The 19,649-nt window shown below is 29.8% G+C and carries 26 protein-coding genes; all 26 read left to right on the top strand.

Translation table 11 applies throughout. From position 1 onward, the window contains the following. Positions 1–346 precede the first annotated feature (346 nt). The 26 genes from ABRY23_05955 to ABRY23_06080 all read left to right on the top strand — a co-directional run bounded on the left by ABRY23_05955 (position 347) and on the right by ABRY23_06080 (position 19,626). Positions 347–520 carry a hypothetical protein gene (locus ABRY23_05955; GenBank protein MFA3782594.1) on the top strand — a complete coding sequence of 58 codons (174 nt, stop codon included), beginning with the start codon at positions 347–349 and terminating at the stop codon, positions 518–520. A gap of 61 nt (positions 521–581) precedes the next feature. Continuing rightward, complete coding sequence (locus tag ABRY23_05960) at positions 582–1,703, top strand: hypothetical protein (GenBank protein ID MFA3782595.1); 1,122 nt, start codon at positions 582–584, stop codon at positions 1,701–1,703. Beyond that, the gene (locus ABRY23_05965) at positions 1,700–2,260 is read left to right on the top strand and encodes a hypothetical protein (protein ID MFA3782596.1); all 561 of its coding nucleotides are present in this window, start codon (positions 1,700–1,702) and stop codon (positions 2,258–2,260) included. Before ABRY23_05960 ends, ABRY23_05965 begins: the two co-directional genes overlap by 4 nt. Continuing rightward, positions 2,253–2,864: a hypothetical protein gene (locus ABRY23_05970; GenBank protein MFA3782597.1), complete on the top strand. Its 612-nt coding sequence runs from the start codon at positions 2,253–2,255 to the stop codon at positions 2,862–2,864. Before ABRY23_05965 ends, ABRY23_05970 begins: the two co-directional genes overlap by 8 nt. Positions 2,865–2,883: 19 nt before the next feature. Continuing rightward, positions 2,884–3,504, top strand: a complete 621-nt coding sequence (locus ABRY23_05975; protein MFA3782598.1) for a hypothetical protein — start codon at positions 2,884–2,886, stop codon at positions 3,502–3,504. A gap of 257 nt (positions 3,505–3,761) precedes the next feature. After that, the gene (locus ABRY23_05980; GenBank protein MFA3782599.1) at positions 3,762–4,247 is read left to right on the top strand and encodes a MauE/DoxX family redox-associated membrane protein; all 486 of its coding nucleotides are present in this window, start codon (positions 3,762–3,764) and stop codon (positions 4,245–4,247) included. Between the two features lie 73 nt (positions 4,248–4,320). Further along, positions 4,321–4,542, top strand: coding sequence for a hypothetical protein (locus ABRY23_05985; protein MFA3782600.1), 222 nt, complete (start codon positions 4,321–4,323; stop codon positions 4,540–4,542). Further along, on the top strand, positions 4,539–5,642 hold the full coding sequence (locus tag ABRY23_05990; GenBank protein MFA3782601.1) for a 6-bladed beta-propeller: 1,104 nt from the start codon (positions 4,539–4,541) through the stop codon (positions 5,640–5,642). Before ABRY23_05985 ends, ABRY23_05990 begins: the two co-directional genes overlap by 4 nt. Positions 5,643–5,657: 15 nt before the next feature. Further along, a complete protein-coding gene (locus ABRY23_05995) occupies positions 5,658–5,822 on the top strand; it encodes a MauE/DoxX family redox-associated membrane protein (GenBank protein ID MFA3782602.1) in 165 nt (54 codons plus the stop codon). 49 nt (positions 5,823–5,871) lie between these two features. Beyond that, positions 5,872–7,776 carry an O-antigen ligase family protein gene (locus ABRY23_06000; GenBank protein ID MFA3782603.1) on the top strand — a complete coding sequence of 635 codons (1,905 nt, stop codon included), beginning with the start codon at positions 5,872–5,874 and terminating at the stop codon, positions 7,774–7,776. A gap of 22 nt (positions 7,777–7,798) precedes the next feature. Then, positions 7,799–8,056 carry a hypothetical protein gene (locus ABRY23_06005; GenBank protein ID MFA3782604.1) on the top strand — a complete coding sequence of 86 codons (258 nt, stop codon included), beginning with the start codon at positions 7,799–7,801 and terminating at the stop codon, positions 8,054–8,056. A gap of 135 nt (positions 8,057–8,191) precedes the next feature. Beyond that, positions 8,192–9,271, top strand: a complete 1,080-nt coding sequence (locus ABRY23_06010; GenBank protein MFA3782605.1) for a BF3164 family lipoprotein — start codon at positions 8,192–8,194, stop codon at positions 9,269–9,271. Between the two features lie 134 nt (positions 9,272–9,405). Next, the gene (locus ABRY23_06015; GenBank protein ID MFA3782606.1) at positions 9,406–9,714 is read left to right on the top strand and encodes a hypothetical protein; all 309 of its coding nucleotides are present in this window, start codon (positions 9,406–9,408) and stop codon (positions 9,712–9,714) included. A 132-nt stretch (positions 9,715–9,846) separates the two neighbouring features. Further along, positions 9,847–10,254: a hypothetical protein gene (locus ABRY23_06020; GenBank protein MFA3782607.1), complete on the top strand. Its 408-nt coding sequence runs from the start codon at positions 9,847–9,849 to the stop codon at positions 10,252–10,254. Next, entirely contained in the window at positions 10,221–10,838 is a 618-nt protein-coding gene (locus ABRY23_06025; protein ID MFA3782608.1) for a hypothetical protein, read from the top strand. The genes ABRY23_06020 and ABRY23_06025 overlap by 34 nt, the downstream gene beginning before the upstream one ends. A gap of 695 nt (positions 10,839–11,533) precedes the next feature. After that, positions 11,534–11,863 carry a hypothetical protein gene (locus ABRY23_06030; protein MFA3782609.1) on the top strand — a complete coding sequence of 110 codons (330 nt, stop codon included), beginning with the start codon at positions 11,534–11,536 and terminating at the stop codon, positions 11,861–11,863. Between the two features lie 108 nt (positions 11,864–11,971). Then, the gene (locus tag ABRY23_06035) at positions 11,972–12,988 is read left to right on the top strand and encodes a BF3164 family lipoprotein (protein MFA3782610.1); all 1,017 of its coding nucleotides are present in this window, start codon (positions 11,972–11,974) and stop codon (positions 12,986–12,988) included. After that, positions 12,975–13,187: a hypothetical protein gene (locus ABRY23_06040; GenBank protein MFA3782611.1), complete on the top strand. Its 213-nt coding sequence runs from the start codon at positions 12,975–12,977 to the stop codon at positions 13,185–13,187. The genes ABRY23_06035 and ABRY23_06040 overlap by 14 nt, the downstream gene beginning before the upstream one ends. A gap of 356 nt (positions 13,188–13,543) precedes the next feature. Beyond that, complete coding sequence (locus ABRY23_06045) at positions 13,544–13,777, top strand: hypothetical protein (protein ID MFA3782612.1); 234 nt, start codon at positions 13,544–13,546, stop codon at positions 13,775–13,777. A 74-nt stretch (positions 13,778–13,851) separates the two neighbouring features. Then, positions 13,852–14,937 (top strand): 6-bladed beta-propeller, encoded by a 1,086-nt coding sequence (locus tag ABRY23_06050; GenBank protein ID MFA3782613.1) that lies wholly within the window; start codon positions 13,852–13,854, stop codon positions 14,935–14,937. A gap of 20 nt (positions 14,938–14,957) precedes the next feature. Next, positions 14,958–15,542, top strand: a complete 585-nt coding sequence (locus tag ABRY23_06055) for a 6-bladed beta-propeller (protein MFA3782614.1) — start codon at positions 14,958–14,960, stop codon at positions 15,540–15,542. Beyond that, the gene (locus tag ABRY23_06060) at positions 15,539–16,096 is read left to right on the top strand and encodes a hypothetical protein (GenBank protein MFA3782615.1); all 558 of its coding nucleotides are present in this window, start codon (positions 15,539–15,541) and stop codon (positions 16,094–16,096) included. The genes ABRY23_06055 and ABRY23_06060 overlap by 4 nt, the downstream gene beginning before the upstream one ends. 3 nt (positions 16,097–16,099) lie before the next feature. Beyond that, entirely contained in the window at positions 16,100–16,711 is a 612-nt protein-coding gene (locus ABRY23_06065) for a hypothetical protein (protein ID MFA3782616.1), read from the top strand. A gap of 78 nt (positions 16,712–16,789) precedes the next feature. Beyond that, complete coding sequence (locus tag ABRY23_06070; GenBank protein ID MFA3782617.1) at positions 16,790–17,365, top strand: NlpC/P60 family protein; 576 nt, start codon at positions 16,790–16,792, stop codon at positions 17,363–17,365. Between the two features lie 291 nt (positions 17,366–17,656). After that, positions 17,657–18,142: a MauE/DoxX family redox-associated membrane protein gene (locus tag ABRY23_06075; GenBank protein MFA3782618.1), complete on the top strand. Its 486-nt coding sequence runs from the start codon at positions 17,657–17,659 to the stop codon at positions 18,140–18,142. Between the two features lie 338 nt (positions 18,143–18,480). Next, complete coding sequence (locus ABRY23_06080) at positions 18,481–19,626, top strand: 6-bladed beta-propeller (protein MFA3782619.1); 1,146 nt, start codon at positions 18,481–18,483, stop codon at positions 19,624–19,626. The last annotated feature ends 23 nt before the right edge of the window (positions 19,627–19,649 follow it).

A 19,649-nucleotide genomic window follows, 5' to 3' on the forward strand; every position in this document is an offset into this window, starting at 1 on the left:
CTAAAGATAAAACAAAGAACATCAATAAAAATAACAGTGATACTTTTTTTAGTTTTCTTTTTGTTTAGTGTTTATGGAATGGTAATGGTATAGAAAAAGATTGTGGATGTTTTGGGAATGCAGTAAAAAGTTATTTTGGTCGGGGGATGGTTGGGAGGAATAGTGTTTTCATGGCAATAGTAATAATGTTATTAATTATCAAAAAATGAGTTTGTAAAAAGATAAAAAGCTGTTGTATAAAAAAAATATAAAATTACTTTTTAGGTTGTTCATTGGATAAGCTTTTGAGATACCTGGCGCCAGCTATAATAAAATAAATAATAACTAACAAAAAGAGGAGTTCATCATGAAGCGTTTAATTGCACTTGGGTTTCTTGTTATGTCATTTGTATTTCTTATAATTGCTACAGCTAAACCAGCTTACGCTGGTCCATGCAATAGGTATTTAGACACAACAAAATGGGAATGCTACACTCCGCCGAATGGTAATTGTTGCGATGATGTTATTATTTATGGGTAATTATTAAAATTGGGGATGTTTACATACTTTCGAAAACAGCCCCCTTAAAATTTTCCTTCATATGAAAAATATTACTTTTACATATATTGTAATAATAATATCTGTTTTGAGTTGCGCTAAGCAAACAGATGAAGATTTTTATCCTTCAAAGATGCTAGGTGGCTACAAACTTTCGCTAATAGATAGTTTAATATATCAAAGCACAGATAGTTCTTTTATTTCTCAGACACACGACATTATGTTTTATAAAAATTATATATTGATTTCAGATTATAATTTTGCTAAGGTATGGATATTGAGTTTACCAAACGAGAATGGGACGAGAAACAAGTCTGATAAAGATTTAAAATTAGTAAAGAGCCTAGGGAGAAAAGGGCACGGACCTCAAGAATATACTTATCCGCCTAATATAATATTTGCAAACGATACTTTATTTCTTGTTGATAGTAAATTTAGGAGTGTCAACATATATGATAGCAAATTCAATTTTATTAAAACAGCAAAGCTACCAAAAGAGATAGTATTTCCTGGATATGCACCAATATTTAATGGAAACAAATTCATTTTTTTTGGCTTCAAGCCAGAAGGATTTTCCTATGATGAGTTGTCAGATATTCCATCTTTGTTTGCTTTCGACAGCAATTTTCATTTAACGAAAGGTTTTTTCCCTTGGGACAAGGAATATGAAAATAAAACAGCATATCTTTTAGATAATCTTAAAGTATTGTTGTGTAATGGTGATTTAAATGATTTCTTTGCTAAACAAACAGGCACGTTTAAAATAGTTCGTTTTAATAAGGACTTTAATAAAGTTAAAGTTTTTGGTATAAAGCCACAGCACTTCAAGTATCCGCCAGATTTAAAGTTTGAAGATGTGCAAAAATCTGCTGAATCAGCAGTTGATTTTACTTCAAATACAACAAAATTTTTAAAAATTGATTATGATAAAAAAAATGCTCATCTTTTTATTAATTATGTGAATTTAGAAAAAAATTTTTTTTATGAGAGAACTCTTCTTTTGGGGAATCATTATTTGCAAGTTTATAATCGAGATTATAATTGCATATACGACGGACTAATCCCAGGTAAGTTAGCATTTGTAAATGATAGTATGATTTATATATTAACAGATGAAAGACCAAAATTTATAAAAATCAAAGTATACAAACTTATTAAACAATGAAAAAATTTTTAATAGCTATTAGTTCGATTTTAATAATTTTGGTTGTTTATTTCTTGGTAAAAATAACAGTTGAAAGAAATAAACTAGTTATAGAAAATAATGATGTTGCTGTCAAGCTAAATTCTTTTCAGAACGCAGAAAAGAGTGAAGAGTTCTTTAATGGCAAATTTATATGGGATGTAAGTAACATACAAAAAAATGATATTATTAATCTCAATCAGTTAAAAGTAAAAAATTATATATTAATTGTAGCAGTAGATTCGATTGAATGTTATAGTTGTTTACAATATAACTTAGATTTAATTCAAAATCTTAGTCTACACAAGACGGCACTTTTAATTTACTCTCCTATGCATGGAAATTTTATTAACAAAACTTTAAGAAATGGGTACACAATAAATATTCAAAATCAAGGTAAGGATGATTTACTTGAGAAAAAATTAGCAATTTTATTTGTTGAAAGTAATGGAAAGATTTTGTACTCACTAGTAGCTGATAAATATAACTATGCATTAAGCAACAAATTCTTTAATGTTATTAAAAGGTTTAGTGATTAATAAGATTAGGAATATCCAAATAGAATATAAATTCTGTTTAATTATTATTTTAGTTGGATTTCTCTGTACTTTAATTTTTCTTTTAATGAAACTAGATTCATTAAAAAATTTTGACGCTGATGCTTTATTATACCGTTTAAAATTATATCAGCGAGAAGAAGAGTTACAAACAAAAATAATAGGTAAAACATTTGATATCTCAAGACTATATATGGTACGTGGTGAAAATAGCAAGTTAAGTCATTTCAAAGTAGTTATATTAAAAAATCTTTCTGCAAATAACTCAAGTTATATAGAAGCGATAAATTTTTACAGTAAACTAAACTTTGGTAAATTAACCACTATAGCCATAATAACTACAAAAAGTAAAGGATATGCTAAGGCTGTAGCTTTATCCTTACCATTTCAAGTAGTTTCTTATATGGATACTACATTAAATTTCATTCAAAATGTTGGGATTAAAAGTAATGATTCGGCAGTACTGTTACTAAATGAAAGAAATATTTGTGTGTATTGTTATTTGTTGGAGATTGATAATATCATTCATAATTATAATAAAGCGAAAATAATTGAGAAATACCTTAGTCTTCTTGGTTTTCTATAATATCAATAATGCTTTATAAATGATTCATCGGCTAAAAAGTAGATATGTTTTATTAGTTGTTTTGTTGGTATTATTTTTTCTTATTATACTTAGCTTAGATGCATTAAAAAATACTGATGAAGAGTTATACTTCAAAAGATTTGTTAACTTGAAAAATAAAATATGCTTTTTCTGTAACGAATTTAAAATTTTGCCACGATTATATGTGGCTACTATTTATGCGGAACTTCATAACAACTATAACATAATAGATAGATTTGATGAATTCAGAGCAAAAATTGGAATGGACCCCTCAGTTGGTTTTGCGCAAATGAGAGTATCAACTGCTATCTGGATAGAAGATTATTATTCGGATAATAAAATTATTTTTAAAAGTAATAGTTATGAAGAATTAGTAAATAAAATAATTGATGACTCGACTAATATTGTTTATTCAACATTTTATATTAAGCTAATCCATGATAGATTATTAAAAAAATTTCATAAAAAACCTTCAGTAAAAACAATTGCTTCTTACTATGGAAGGGGTATAGATTATTACCGAGGGGATGAAATAGACAGCTTGTACTACAATCAAATTGGCATTACAGCCGAAGAATTTTTTTATTCCGATATGTTGATAGAGCAATTTCCCAGATAATTTTTGCTATATACTAAAAAGTTATATTCAGCTTAAAAATCTATGAGAACTTTTTGTCCTCTTTTAATATTTGTTTTTTCGGACAGTTACTAATAACACAATTATATAATCCTAACTAAAAAATAAACTATTAGCATTTGAGCTTGATGTAGGCAATTTGTTATTTAAAAAGTAGTTCTTTCATTATGCAAATTTTTACTTGACAAATTATTTTTTTTTTTTTTTAGATTGCCTTTAGAAAATAAGTTAAAGATTAAATGAAATCTTTCCCGCTAAATAACTTCAAATTACAAAGCGGTCAATTCTCATATTCAAACCTAATTTACAATTCTTTCTACTATCTGTTAGCCTCAGTGCTAATCTTTTCTGGGATAGCAAAAATAATAGATGTAAACCCATTAATAGAGGTGCTGCAACAAATAAAACTGCCAAATGATTTGGTAATTGTAATAGCAACGATATTGCCAATAACGGAAATAGGATTAGGAATAATGCTGCTGCTAAAGATAAAACAAAGAACATCAATAAAAATAACAGTGATACTTTTTTTAGTTTTCTTTTTGTTTAGTGTTTATGGTGTGGCAATGGGTTTAGAGAAAGATTGTGGGTGTTTTGGTAATGCAGTAAAAAGTTATTTTGGTTGGGGGATGGTTGGAAGGAATGGTTCCCTGCTTCTTCTTTCAATAGTTGTATTAAAAAGAGAGAATAGAAACGCTCTGGCGCCGGGCGAAATAAAACAATAAAAACAAATAGAAAGAAATAATTACCATTACCATTTTAATAAACATATACATGAACAATATACCAGGAGGTAAAATGAAAAATAACAATTTTAAAACGAGGGTACTAGGATTTATAGTTTTGTTTATAGGTTTGTGGGCAGGATATCTTACATCAAGTCAGTATTCATTTGCAATGAGGCCAGCTCAATGTAGCGGGAATGCAACACTCTGTGCAACAGAAACAATTTATTATCTTGCTCCTGATGGTACTTTAATTCAGGTTACTTATTACTATCCATGGCAATATCTTGTATGATGAAGAGAACTAAAAATTTTTTAGTTTTATTACTTTTAGGTGCCTTTATAGGTTCTTTTTGGGGGAGATTTTCCAGGCTTTCAGATTTTAAGATTAAAAAGGAGCAGTTATCCTTATTAGGTGGTAATACTAAAACATTAAGCCAACAACTGAATGAAAGGCAGTGGAAAAAAGTTAGAGTTACAAAAATTTTTTCAATCTTAAGGTACTCAAAGGGTCAACTTCTTATGCCGACTTCTGTAAAGATTTTTGAGGATAGTATATACATTCTCGATCCAACTATTCCGGCGTTGCTTAAATACGATTCTTCAGGTAAATTCATAACTAAATTTGGAAATAATAAAGGCAAAGGACCAGGTGAGTTGATGCAGCCACTTGATTTTAGTGTTTCTGATAGATTTATTTTAATTACCGATGTGTCAACAAGTCTTGTTAATATTTTTAATAAAGATGCTAAGTTTCTTTATGCAATAAGGACAAAATTCATTCCTTCTCGAGTCACTCTTATTAATGATACAATTTTTGCAATCTCGGAAACGGGCATTGGTGGTAAATTATCATTATATAATTTAAAGGGTAAAATGCTTAGGACTTTTAGTCCATTTTTTGAAAAAGAGATAAAATATGCCTGGCCAGAAGATTTTTTTATAACTAGTGGTACAAAGGGAAATATATATGGTGTTTTTTTCCATGGAAGTTATATTTTTTCATTTAATTCATTAGGCAAAAGTATTTTTTTTACTGAAACTATTGACAAATTTCCTTTTCCTCAAGTAAATATATATTCAAGTGATGTAGATAATAGAAAGGTTATTAGGGCGTCAATTGATCATAACGTACCTGTTTCTGCACTGAGTATTTCTATTAGCAATGATACTTTGTACGTGTTGGCGGGAAGTGCTTCTAAAAAAGCAAAAGGAATTGTTATTGATGCTTATATGGTGGAAAATGGGAAATATTTATATTCCTTCAAATTTAATAAGTCTTCTAATGTACAATCTGTAGGATATTGTTTTGTATATAAAGGTTATTTATATCTTACTGAGATACTCAATGATGGAAATAGTGCTGTTACAAAATACAAATTTGATTTTGAGTAGCAGCTTGTTTATTCGATTTTCTTTTTGTTTAGTGTTTATGGTGTGGCAATGGGTTTAGAAAAAGATTGTGGATGTTTTGGGAATGCAGTAAAAAGTTATTTTGGTTGGGGGATGGTGGGGAGGAATACCGTTTTTCTATTACTATCAATTTTTATTTTGAGTCTAAGAAAAGAGTTTTAATTTGATAGAGGTTAGAGTATAACATCTAATTTTTTCAGTTATTATTTCGTTGATATTTTCCACTGCTATTATTAAAACAGATGAAATTTACAAAGGCTTTGAGAACACATGGTATTTTTATTTTGTTGTTGCTGCATCGATAATTTTAATAATTGTATCGGTAAATTTTATTTTACCACATCTAAGAAAACAGAATAAAATTACTTTTCCCGAAGGGATGGATTCCCACAATCCAATTGATACATTTATTGTTCTTTTTCTTTTTTACTCTTTTCTGAGGTTGTTATTTACACCAAGTGAAACTTTAGATAACAAACAATTTACTATACTACTTTTTCTTACAATATTATATTTTATCTGGAAGGAATTTATTAAAAGAAATCTTACCCAAGAAAGAATGTTGGTTCCTTTGGTGATTCTTATTTCTGCTTTTTTATTAAGCGGACTTATAGAAGCTGTGTTGGGTATTCTTCAGCTGTATGATGTAATGCCCGGCTATGTGAACAGTTATTTTAAGGTAAATGGGACGTTTGTAAATCCTGATCATTATTCGGGCTATTTAGTTTCTGTTATACCATTTGCACTTGGTATTTATAAATTTTCAGAAAAGAAAAATGCTGCGGATAAATATCTTGGATATTTAGCATTAATAACATTTCTAACATGCATATTTATTTTGCCTTCATTAAAGATTAGATCTTCGTGGATAGCGGTAGTAATTGGTGTAACAGCAGTATATCTTTTTAAAAATGAAATAAGAGAAAAAATAAGTAAGTTAACGAACAGTCCGGTAAAAAAAATGTCAGCAGTTTTGCTGGTTGTTATGTTGTTTGTTTCTGCAATAATTTTTTTATACAAGATTAAACCAGCTTCAGCAGATGGAAGATTACTTATATGGAAAATAAGCAGTAGAATAATTAAAAATAACTTCATCTGGGGTATAGGATTTAACCGCTATGCTGTTGAATATGGTAATTATCAAGCAGATTATTTTGATAATGAGGAAGGAAGTGAGTATGAAAGATTTATAGCCGGTAATGTTAGACAAGCACACAATGAATATTTGCAGATATGGGCTGAACTTGGTATTGTAGGTTTACTGTTGTGGATAGGAATAATAATATCTGCTCTTTGGGGGTATAGAAGAAATGATTTACCGCCGCCAAATAATAATTTGATAACGGGATTAAAAGTTTCTGCTAAAGCTTCTTTAATTTCACTTCTTGTTGTTTCAGTCTTCTCTTTTCCGCTTCATATCTTACCTACATATATAAACCTTGTATTCATGCTTTCAATCTTATCAGCTACGTTAGAATCAAGCAATGCATTTTCTCTTAAGGTTTTTCACTTTAACGTTCCATATTATTTAAGAACAGCTTTCGTAATTGCAGCAATTGCTTTCGCTTCTTTTACAGTTGCAGAAAATTACAAATTATACAATGCCTATAAATTATGGAAAGATGCCTATGAACTAGCTGCTTACGGAGAGTACAAAGGCTCGATAAAAAAGTTTGAGCAAGCTTATCCAGCGTTAAAAAGCGAAGGGGAATTTTTATTCAACTACGGCGGAGTTTTGATGCTAAATGGTAAATTTGAGAAGGCGGCTGCATTATTAGAGGATTCAAAGAAAAATTATTTAGATCCCAAGCAATACATCAATTTGGGAATTTGTTTTGAAAATATGAATGAATTTAGTAAAGCTGAACAAAGCTACAAACATGCAGCAAAAATGGAGCCGAATACACTTTATCCGAGATATCTCTTAACAAAGCTGTACATGAAAGAGAAAAAATATAAGCTAGCAAAAAATGAATGCGAAAAGATAATTAGTGCCAAAATAAAGATTAAAACCACAGCAACACAACAAATGAAAGAAGAAATAAAAAGTTTATCGGAATCTATCGCTTTGCGATTGGCATCATTAACTGACTCTGCACTGAGCGGAGCTAAATAAACAAAAATAATGGAGGTATAAAATGGCACAGTTAATTAAAAAACACCGTTCTAAGGCAGCCAAGCTTGTCGGCGCTGCTTTATTTGTTCTGCTAATGTTTTTTAATCTGCAGATAGCAACAAACCCAAACAATAACGGAGATATTGATTTGTTTGGACTGAAGATTTCACTTTTTACGCCGTCGGTTTATGCAACTGCTGCTGATTGTTGTCAGCAGAGAATGGGTTACATTTGTTCAACAAACCACAAGGATTGGGTAGATTATATACCTTGCAAATAGTAACACTAAATGTAGAACCCGCAACAATATTTTTAGGTAATTGCATTAAAAGAAAGGGTTTTACCGTTTTATTAGCTCCTTGACACGGATAAATATAGGACTTTAAAAAGGTAGCTTTTAACTAGAGATTGAAAGATGAAAAAGAAAAACATTCGGAAAGTGGTAAGCAGTAAGAAAAGTTTATTAACAACCATTCTGTTAATATTCTCCTTGATTTGTTTAATAGTTTGTAAAAGTAATTCCGATAGTAACAGAAAAATTATAAGTCATGAAGTTATAGGCTCGGACTCATTGGGATATGTGAGAGATATGGTTATTTGCAATGACTATTTAGTATTGCTAGATGTAAAACCTTTAAATAGAATGAAAAACCAGCTTAGAGTATATGATTTGAAAAATTTTAATTTTCTATACTCAACTGGTAAAGTTGGTTCCGGGCCAGGAGAGTTTTTGCAAGGTATGTCATTGAATAAAATAGCTTATGGTAAAGGTGGTTTTTCTTTACTGGACTTGTCATATAAGAAAGTAATTATTTTTCAACCGGATAACTCAGGCAGATTAACCTATTCGAAAGCAATACAACTAAAAGAAGGCCGCGCTTATATGCCAGTAATTGTAAATGATTCAACAATATTTAGTTTAGGCCTTGAGTTGTTTAGTGGAAGATTTGCCGTATACAATTCTTTAGGTAATATGATAGAAACACTCGGCGAACTGCCACCAGGTAAAGAAAAAGATACACCTGTGCCAGTCCATCAACAAGCATGTAAGGGATTGATGAGAATGACTCCAGATGGAGAAAAATTAGTTGTAAGTTATCAGTTTGCTGAATTGATAGATATTTATAACACTGAAGGAGTTTTATTGAGAAGAATTACTGGGAGAATTGGAATGCCCAAATATAGGCCTATTGTAAGAAATGGATACCCGACCTTTATTATTAATGAGGAGACAATTTTGGGTTATTTAGATATAGAGGTTACGAATAAATATATAATTGCGTTGTTTTCAGGTGAGTCAGCTTCTACTGCGCAATACGAAAGTGATAAAATTAGAGTGTATACTTTAGTAGATGGTGATTTGATAAAAACAAATGTTTTAGATACGAAAATTTCACAAATAGAAATAGATGTCGTTAACAATAGATTATTGGCTGTTAGTTATTTCCCATTTCCAAAAGTTTATTCTTTTGATTTACAAAAAATGCTTTACTAAAATTTTTTGTGGGATTGTTCTGATAAAAGATAAAAATCACAGTATTAAGCTAATGAAAGAACTGATAAAAATTTGTCTTTTAAATAACTCCGCACTAAGCGGAGCTAAATAAACAAAAATAATGGAGGTATAAAATGGTACAGTTAATTAAAAAGCACCGTTCTAAGGCAGCCGAGCTTGTCGGTGCTGCATTATTTGTTCTGCTAATGTTTTTTAATTTGCAGATAGCAACAAACCCAAACAGCAATGGAGATATTGATTTGTTTGGACTGAAGATTTCACTTTTTGCGCCGTCGGTTTATGCTACGGGAGGTGTTTGTCCGTCATGTCCCTATCAATATGAAATTCGGATAAATCCATCTAACACTTGTCCAAGTGGATATTGGTATAATTGTTGGACATATGGTCATGAGTGCCAGACTTCTGTTAGTGGTTGTGCATAGAATTCAAGAATGGGTTCATTGATTACCTTTGAACCCATTACTTTATAATACAACAATACAATAAAACAAGGGAAATTCTAAATGACGGCAAGTTTGTATTTATATATATATTTGTTATTAGTATGCCCTATTATGTTTTGTTTTTGCCAAGATGAAAAGAGTGTACTGAATCATAAGGTTAGTGAAAAAAAAATTATTCTGAGTTCGAATTTTGATGAAGCCTTTACTAAATACAAAGAATTCATAATTGATACAACTATAAAAGTAGGCGATATAGTATCATTAGATATAAATAATAACAGTATTCTAATTTCTGATTACATTGGACAAAAAGTTTTCATTATTGATTTTAACGGCAGATTAAAAAAATACTTACTCCAGAACCATGTAATCCTGGATTCCACTGGGTCCCTGTTTCAGCAAAGTTTATTAATAATAAAATCTATGTTATTAATGCTGCCCCATGGGGGTATAGATTTGATGAAAATGGTAATTGTCTTGGAAGAATGGAAGCATCTTTTCTGCCACCCAAACATTTAACTGGTTTTGGGAGTGATAAACTAATTGGGTACTATGCCATAGATAAGAAATTGTCAATAAAAATATTAAGTTCTTTAGGTAAAGAAGAAGCTTCATTTGGTGTGTTTCCATCAGAATATAAAAATTTTATCTATCGATTTGAAGCTGGTGGATTAGTAGTAGATAAGTATAAAAATATTTATCAAATGAATGTATCTAGTCCTGAAATTTATAAATATAATAAGGAAGGGAAATTGATTAAGATTTTTGATAACTATTCTAAGCGTTTTAGATATTTACAAAAAGATTTAAGTGATGATCCAATCTCTATAATAAACGAAACAAAAAATCTAAAAGATATTTCGTTGGCGGAGAGGCTATTTTTACTAAACGAAAAAACACTATTAATTAAACTTAGACACAAAAACAATTTCGGTATATTGCTGCTAAATTTGGAAGGAAAATTATTACATGAACATGAATTTGAACTAAAAGATAATTTGGTATGTGCAAAAAATAATTACTTAATTTTTATTAAAAATCAACAGGTTGCAAAAGACAGTATCTATGTTAATCCAATATTAATTATATATAAATTAAAATAATTATTAACTCCATATGAATAAAGCCAATAGATGTAACCTTTATAAATATGCTTTCTTTTTAGTATTGACCCTTTCCATTACTATCATTAATCTTTTATACCAAATGAACAAAAACAACAATAATAATCGGTTTCATACTAAAGAAGAACAAAGGTATAACTCTTTATTTCTTTCTCAAAAAATACAAGGTACTGTAATTTTAAATAAAAAGGGAAAACTTCTCAAAGAAAACAAAGAAATGGAAATTAACTTTGCGAAAACCACCTTAGTAATAATATTGTCTAAATTAGGTTGTAGCCAATGCCAAACTCGAGAAATTTGAAACGTTAGAAGTGTAAAAAAATTCTTAAGAAATACGAACGTTTTTTGCATTGCAAATAAAAAAGAAACTGACTTATTAAGAATAATAAGTCGAACTTTAGAAATTGATTTTCCTTTAATTACTGTAGATGATAAAAATTTTAGGGATTTATCATTTTCTGAGACTTATCCACAAGTTTATTTAATAAAAAATAACAGAATTTTAGCGTCATTATTTGCTATACCTGGAGACGATCAATTTTCAGAGAATTTTTATAATACAATAAAAAACATCATATTTTAATGGTTATGTATATAAATCCTGAAATTACTCCTTTAATCGTTAGATTATATTTCTAGCTAGTAAATTAAAATTTGTTTTAACGCTTAAAAAATTGAGTGCAGTTAAAAATTTTGAGAAAGCTTATCAAGTATTGAAAATCGAAGGCGGTATTTATTTAATTATACGGCATAGTTTCGGCGCAGCATTATTTGTTCTGCTAATGTTTTTTAATCTGCAGATAGCAACAAACCCAAACAGCAATGGAGATATTGATTTGTTTGGACTGAAGATTTCGCTTTTTATGCCGTCGGTTTATGCAACTGCTAGTTGTAAAGCTGAATTGAAATGTGGCACAAGCGGCACCGTTAGTTGTAGCGGGGATAGAGAATGCCGCATTTTAGGTAGTTGTGTTTACTGTGATTCAGTAAGCGCATGTTGTTGAATTTTGTCATTCTAATTTTAAGTACCATTCTCTATGCATCAATACAGTAAATTCTTTTTCATTCAATTTGATGCATAGAGGTATTTTTTATAAATATTGAGGTTACAAATGAGAATAAAATTTGTCTTATTATCTTTAATATTAGTAGCCTTATTGCTTTGCACATGTACTAAAAGTAAAGAATATATAGTGGAAGCTCCAATTGTGAAAAAAACAATATTAGAAGACAGCTCATATATTTCTTTCGCCTACAATATAATTTTTTATAAAAATAAGTATTATGTATCTGACTTGGATAATTATAGAGTATTAATATTAGACACAAATTTAACATATGTTAACTCAATTGGTAAATATGGCAAAGGACCTGGTGAATTTACTGCAGTTACAGAAATCTATATTGATAATGATACACTATATGCGTTTGATCCAAATAAGAATAAGTTTAATGTGTTTAGTATAGATGGTAATTTCATTAAAGAACTTGAGGTGCAATATCCTGTTTATCGTAAATTCTTTGTATCTAAGGGTCAAATAGTTTTTTGTCACCCATATAGCGAGGAACCAATTGTAATGGTAAACAAAAACGGTGAGCTGATAAGTTCTTTTGGTCATCTAACAAATAAATATAGTGATGAACAAAAGTATTCTACTAATCAGTGGGATGTTTTATATGATGAAAAGAACATTGTTTTGGTAAATATCACGGATCCAGTGATTGATATATATACTAACGACCTGTCTTTTGTCAAAAGAATAGATTTATCAGATAAAGGTTTTTTTGCTTCAATGTATGAATTTAAAAACGAAAAAATTAGAAAAAACGCAAGCATGAAAAGGAACACTTTTAGTATTATTAAAGATTCATATTTGAGCAATAATAAAGTATATATGGTGTATTTCGATAGAACAAAAGACAAAACATACGCTAATAAATTATTAATCTACGATTATAAAAGTAATAACTTGAGTTTACCAGTTATTTTAATGTCTTCCACTAATGAGAGCATGAAATTTATTACAGCAATATCAGTGCATAATGGTAATGTGGTAGTTTATGACAGAGACACGGGTGTGCTTGCTAAGTACAAGTTCAGTCAGGAGGTTAATAATGAAAAATTATAAGCCAGTTATTACTGGCAGTATTATAATTGTGTTGTTATTTATAACATATTATAATTATAAATCAAGTCGTAATATAGCTAACGAAAACAAGACTTATAGAATTTTTAGAGTAGATATTAACGATATTAAGAGTAGGATTAGAGAGAAGAATTTCATATTATTTTACTGCAATAAGAACAGATTGTGGTGGTTGTATTAAACTCGGATATGAAATAATTAATAACCTAAAGAAAAGAAATAGCGAGAAAAATATAAGTTCTTTCATTACAATAGGACAGATTGAAAAATTCAGAAATGATAGTATATTATATAAAAACAAAGTGCCTATTTTACTAGATGTAACAGGATATATTCAAAAAAGTCTTCATAACATCTCGACCCCAGTAATAATATTTGGCTTTACGGATAGTTCTGGTACTGCTATCAAAATTAAAAATAATAATACAACAGAAAAGATAATAAGAGATATAGTAAAACAGCTGGGGATCAAATATTAGAAAATGTCAAAAGAAAAAGGCAGCCGAGCTTGTCGGTGCTGCATTATTTGTTCTGCTAATGTTTTTTAATTTGCAGATAGCAACAAACCCAAACAGCAATGGAGATATTGATTTGTTTGGACTGAAGATTTCGCTTTTTATGCCGTCGGTTTATGCAACGGGAGGTAGTAATGGATATGGTAAATGGGTATATTATCCGAGCCATGGTTTGTGCCGTTTTGAGCCTATTTCATTAGGTGATAGGTGGGAATGTACAGGGCTGTGGAGTTGGACTGTATGTTCACCTCAGTGATAAACTAATAAGCTTAGCCGGCAATTTAAATTTGCCGGCTACTTTTTTTACTTCCAATAACAATGGGCCATATTATGAAAAAATATTTATCTATGCTTATCGTTATATTGTTAATAGCTTGTAATTCAGATGAATTTAAAAGTAAGATAACAACAGAGGATTTAGGGACATTAGAACCAAATAAGAAACTCCAGCGCTTAAGCAAGTTTAATAATTTTGGAGATATTTTTACTTTGAAAAGAAAAGTGCAGTTGGAAACAACTTTGCAAAATGTAATGGGTAGGCCATGGTCGGTTATTATTCAGAATGATAGAATTATCATTATAGATTTGATAACTGCAAAGTCAATTTTTGTGTTTTCTGGTAGTGGTAGGTATATAGGCACAATCGGTAGGGTAGGAGATGGTCCAGGTGAGTTTAGAAGCCCAAATCTCGCAGCTTTAGTAAGCGATAAATTATTTATTTATGATCCAATTTTATCACGGATTTCGGTTTTTAGTGTAAATGATAGAAATTATTTAAGAAGTTGGGGAGTCAGAAACTTTTATGAATCAATGACAACTGTCAATGGAAAACTTGCCATGTTGAATAGAGTTGGTCAAGGGTACGAAACTGATTTTGAAATTTTCGATTCTTTGGGCAATAAAATTTCATCCAGTACTTTTCCCAAGTCTTTATCTGAAGAAAAAAGAAGGTTCATGTTTGGGGGTAGTTTTAGGTTAAGTAGTTACAACAATAAGTTATTATATATAGGAGCTGATGAGTTTAAAATAATCTGCTATGACATAAATGCTGGTAAAGTATTATGGATAAGTCAAGAGATACCTTCCGTTTTAAAGGTTCCTAAAGAGTTGCCTCCAAACTTTGGCGAATTAGGAATAAATAGAATAAAATGGTTAAAGAATAATTATTCTTCACTATTAGACTTTTTCTGCTTTAATAATGGTTTAATTATTGTTTTAGCAGATGATTATTTTTTATTATATGACAATAATGGCAATTTTATTACTGCAGTAAAAAGTCCTAATGATAAAGATTATTTTACTACAGATGGTAATTATCTTTACGAAATTACTGAGCCATACATTAATGATAATAAAGATGTAGTTAATCCTAAAGTTTATGTATATGAAGTGGCAAATGCAGAATTAAATTATTGAGTGCTTAGTGAGGTCTCTCAATGAATAAAAATCATAGAATATCTCTCTTGTATCTACTTATACTTTTCACCATAATCCTATCTTCTTGTGATGATAGACAGAATCAAACAAATAACTTACCTCAAAGTTCGAATCCGAAAGAATATCCTAAGATTGAAATAAAACTTGGCAACAAGATACACAAAGTATCTTTGAATTATAAGGTGAATAAGCAATCAAAGGAAAAAAGAAAATTTGTTGATATAAAAATGACACATTTATTTAAGATTGGCAGCATCCAGGATACTATTTTTTATTATCCAACCTTTGCAATATCAGATAACTCAGGAAATATCTATGTGCTCGATATGCAGGATGGCTCAGTGAAAAAATTTGACAGTAATGGTGTATTTATTAGAAAATACGGTAGAAGGGGTAAAGGTCTAGGTGAGTTTATGTCTCCCTTTAGAATAGATGTCTCTGAAGATGGTAAACTATTGGTATTGGATCCGAATCTTAGAAAGTGTGAAATATTAGATGGTGATAAAACAAAACAATTCAAACTGACCTCAATGCCAACGGGAGCTTGCTTTGTTGATTCAAAGTCTTTTGTACATTACAAATGATTGGTCCCTTTGATTATTCTGCATTAATAAAATATGATATCGTAAATGGAAACTCGACTGAGTGTCAAAATCTTATACTTAATAATACAGGTGTAAATTTAGGACCACTTGCTTTCTTGAATGGAGACATCTATAGAATTGATAAAAACGGTTTTCTGTATGTACCTGTATTTATGAACCATTTCGTCAAATATTCCATTGATGGAAAAATTATTTATGCCCGTAATACAATCGAGAATATTAAATTACCATCTGTTGATAGGGATAATGCCAAAATGGTGGACTTTAGATTGCCTGAAGAGTACACATCCTCCTGGAGGTCATTTGTCACTGGTGATAAATTATATAATGTAAGCTACCAGGCGAGGAAAAAGAAAACCACGGGTACAGATTATGTTATAGATGCATATGCTATTTCAAATGGTGATTACCTGTATTCTTTCACATTGTCAGATATGGATATATTGAGAAATATTTATATGGATAAAGAAAGGTTATATTTATTAAAGGATAACCTTGAGCTAGAAGTTCTTAGTTATAAAATTGAAGAGTAGCTTATGAACAGTATTTATAAATACGGTTTTTATGCTTTTATAATAATTTCCTTTTCACTTTTTAATATGTGGAATATATCACGCACTCGTTCAAAGGAAGAACTGAAGGTTGAAAAAGAAAAAAACGAAAAAAGAATTTCTTCACTCCTACAGTCAAATATAGTATTAAGAAGAAATATACATGAGGTGACGGGGTACGAACCAATAAATGCAAAAAATTTTAGTATAATAAAACAAGACTCAAGCTACCTTATAGCTTTATTGTCTGATTTTGATTGTTCAAAATGCCAGGAGAATGAACTGTTGAAACTGCAGAAAATAAAACCGCAGTTGGAAACAAAAGGAATAAAAGTAGTTTGCATAACTACGAAAAACAAAGTAAACCAGATATATTCGCAAATGAAATTTCTTAAGCTGAATATACCGCTATATTATGTTGATGATAATATTTTAAGAGAACAACTTTCATTTGATGAAAAATGTCCTCAAGTATTATTAGTAGAGAAAGGTATTGTAGTTTCGGCATTTAAACCAGTCACAAAAGATTTTCAATTTTCAGAGTTGTTCTACGAACGGTTATTAAAAAAGCTGCAAAATACTGATGGTGGACAATAATTATTAGAAACGTGAATCATAGATGATTTTGTAATGAGAATTTTAGTTCTTCTATTATTCTTGACACTGCTGTTTAAATTGAATTTTAATCGAGTTGAGTATTTGACATATTTATACAACAGCAAGAATTATTTAGTAGAAAAGGAAAGTAAATTTGTTCAGAAAACATTAACTGAGTGTGAGACAAATAAATTTCTTCAAAATCTTAAATCACTAAAAGGTACTATATATAAAGAAGGAGGTAAAAACCCTGAAGAAGGTTTAGATTGTTCAGGTTTGATTGTTTATCTCTTCAGTAAAATTGGATGTAAGTGGTTTAGGGATAGCAGCTTACTTGTTAATGACATTTCAGCAGATAAATTGTATCGTTATAATGTTAGAAAGTTTTACAATATAAGCCTATTAAAACCAGGCGACCTTATATTTTTTGATTCCGACAAAGATAATATTATTGAGCATGTTTCCGTCTTTTATAATTGGGATAACGGAAATAATGTTTGGGTGTGGGACGCATCTGACTATCCCGATGGAAAATTTGTTAATAAAGTATCTTATAGAAAAATAAACAACTTATTTGATAAGAATCCTTTGTTTGGCAGACCACTTAAAACTATTGAAGCCGCTTCGCTTGAGGATTACTTTATTTTCCCGTAACGTTTTTTGTAGAATTTTTATGAGTAAAATTCCTTAGCAACTTTTTAAGTTTTTAAGCATCTTTATGTAAAAAATTAATTATATGTCACTTTTTTCATCATCAATAAAACACCCAGTCTCTGTAGTAATGCTTTATGTAAGTATTACGTTAGAAAAATAAACTACTGAATCACTTGAAGCTAATAAGATATTAATGTCAAAAAGAAAAAGAACAAAACCTTAACATTTTTTACTTGACAAATTATTTTTTTTTTTTTTTAGATTGCCTTTAGAAAATAAGTTAAAGATTAAATGAAATCTTTCCCGCTAAATAACTTCAAATTACAAAGCGGTCAATTCTCATATTCAAACCTAATTTACAATTCTTTCTACTATCTGTTAGCCTCAGTGCTAATCTTTTCTGGGATAGCAAAAATAATAGATGTAAACCCATTAATAGAGGTGCTGCAACAAATAAAACTGCCAAATGATTTGGTAATTGTAATAGCAACGATATTGCCAATAACGGAAATAGGATTAGGAATAATGCTGCTGCTAAAGATAAAACAAAGAACAGCAATAAAAATAACTGCAATACTTTTTATGGTTTTCTTATTGTTTTCTATTTACGAAATGTTATCTGGTATAGAAAAAGATTGTGGGTGTTTTGGGAATGCAATAAAAAGTGAGTTTGGTTGGGGGATGGTTGGGAGGAATGCTTTCCTTCTTCTTCTTTCAATTGTTGTATTAGAAAGAGAGAATAGAAACGCTCTGGCGCCGGGCGAAATAAAACAATAAAAACTAAACAAGGAGGCAAAATATGAGACACTTAATGATAAATAGTGTTGCTACCTTAATAATTTTTTTAGGAAGTTTTCTGACCCTATCAGATCTTAACTATGCTGCTGGTACACCTAACACATGTTGTGCAGGTAATGGTGCTTGCTGTACCTGTTCGGGGCCCTGTGGGGCCGATGCCACACACTGTTGGTGCAACTAATTGTTGAATGTAATAATTGTTGATTTTTGTTAAGGGTTGTCTTTATAAGTAAAGTGAAAGACAACCCTTATAAAAAAGGGAGTAGGACTATTTATTGTTATTATTCATAATATGAAATAGATACATTGGAAGTTATATGGCTTATTATTTCTACAAATTATTTTTTATATGTTTAATATTTTTCAATTCAGATGCTTGTTTTAATTCGGGGAATAACTCAGAAATAATCTTAAAAGAAGATTTAATTATTAATAGTAGTGATATTGGCAAAGTAAATGAAATACAAATTGATGGTACCGGACAAATATATATTAGCGATGGAATAAATCAGTGTATTCATTTGTATTCTTCTAAGGGGAAATTTATACGCAAAATAGGTAGGAAAGGTGAAGCTCCAGGTGAATTCCAATATATATGGGGTATTAAAATAACAAGAGGAGATACTTTAGTTGTATATGATGGAATTCTATACAGGATTACAATATATGCGCCTGGAAAATTTGATTCTCCAATTAAAACGATTAGGATACCTGCTATTGAAAACGAACCAGATAGACCAGGAGTTATTGGAAATTTATATTCTGGTATTTCTGGACTGTGGCTTCCCCAAAATAATAGTAAAGAGTTTTTAATTATTTATAACGTGCCATATTCGTTAAATGATTTGACCCAAAAACAAAAACATTATTCTAAACTTTATTTAATTGATAATAAAGGGAGACTTATTAAGAAAAAACCAATATTAACATTACAGGATGTAGAGCGATTACAAATTTCTTCTGGAAGCGGCTTTATGGTTTCTGATATGCCTTTTGGGAGGAAACCTGTAATTTGTCTAAATAAAAATGGAATTATTTACTATGCTGAAACTAATGATCTTAAGATAACTGCTATTGATCTTTATGGCAAAAAGAAAAATGAAATAAGTTATAAAATTGACAAAATTTTTATTAGGGATAAATTATGGCAAGATGAGTTAGAAGAAAACTATAACTTAACCCTAAAAGACATAAGAAAATCAAAGATGCCTTTGCCTGAATACCTGCCAGTTTTTGATGATTTTACTATTGATGATGACAATAATATATGGGTTGCTGTAAACGAAAAAGATTATAGAAGTTATAAATACTATGTGTTTGATAACCAAGGAAAGTTAATCAGTATAGTTCCGATACTAAATAAAACTGTGATTAAAGTAGTCAATAAAAGTTTTGCTTATGGAATCAATACTGACAATCGTGGAATTCAATCTGTTATTAGATATAAAGTTGAAAGAAAATGACCAATGGCTGCTTTTATTTTTAA

The organism is Melioribacteraceae bacterium 4301-Me, from assembly GCA_041538185.1.
In the GTDB taxonomy this organism is placed as follows: domain Bacteria; phylum Bacteroidota; class Ignavibacteria; order Ignavibacteriales; family Melioribacteraceae; genus Pyranulibacter; species Pyranulibacter aquaticus.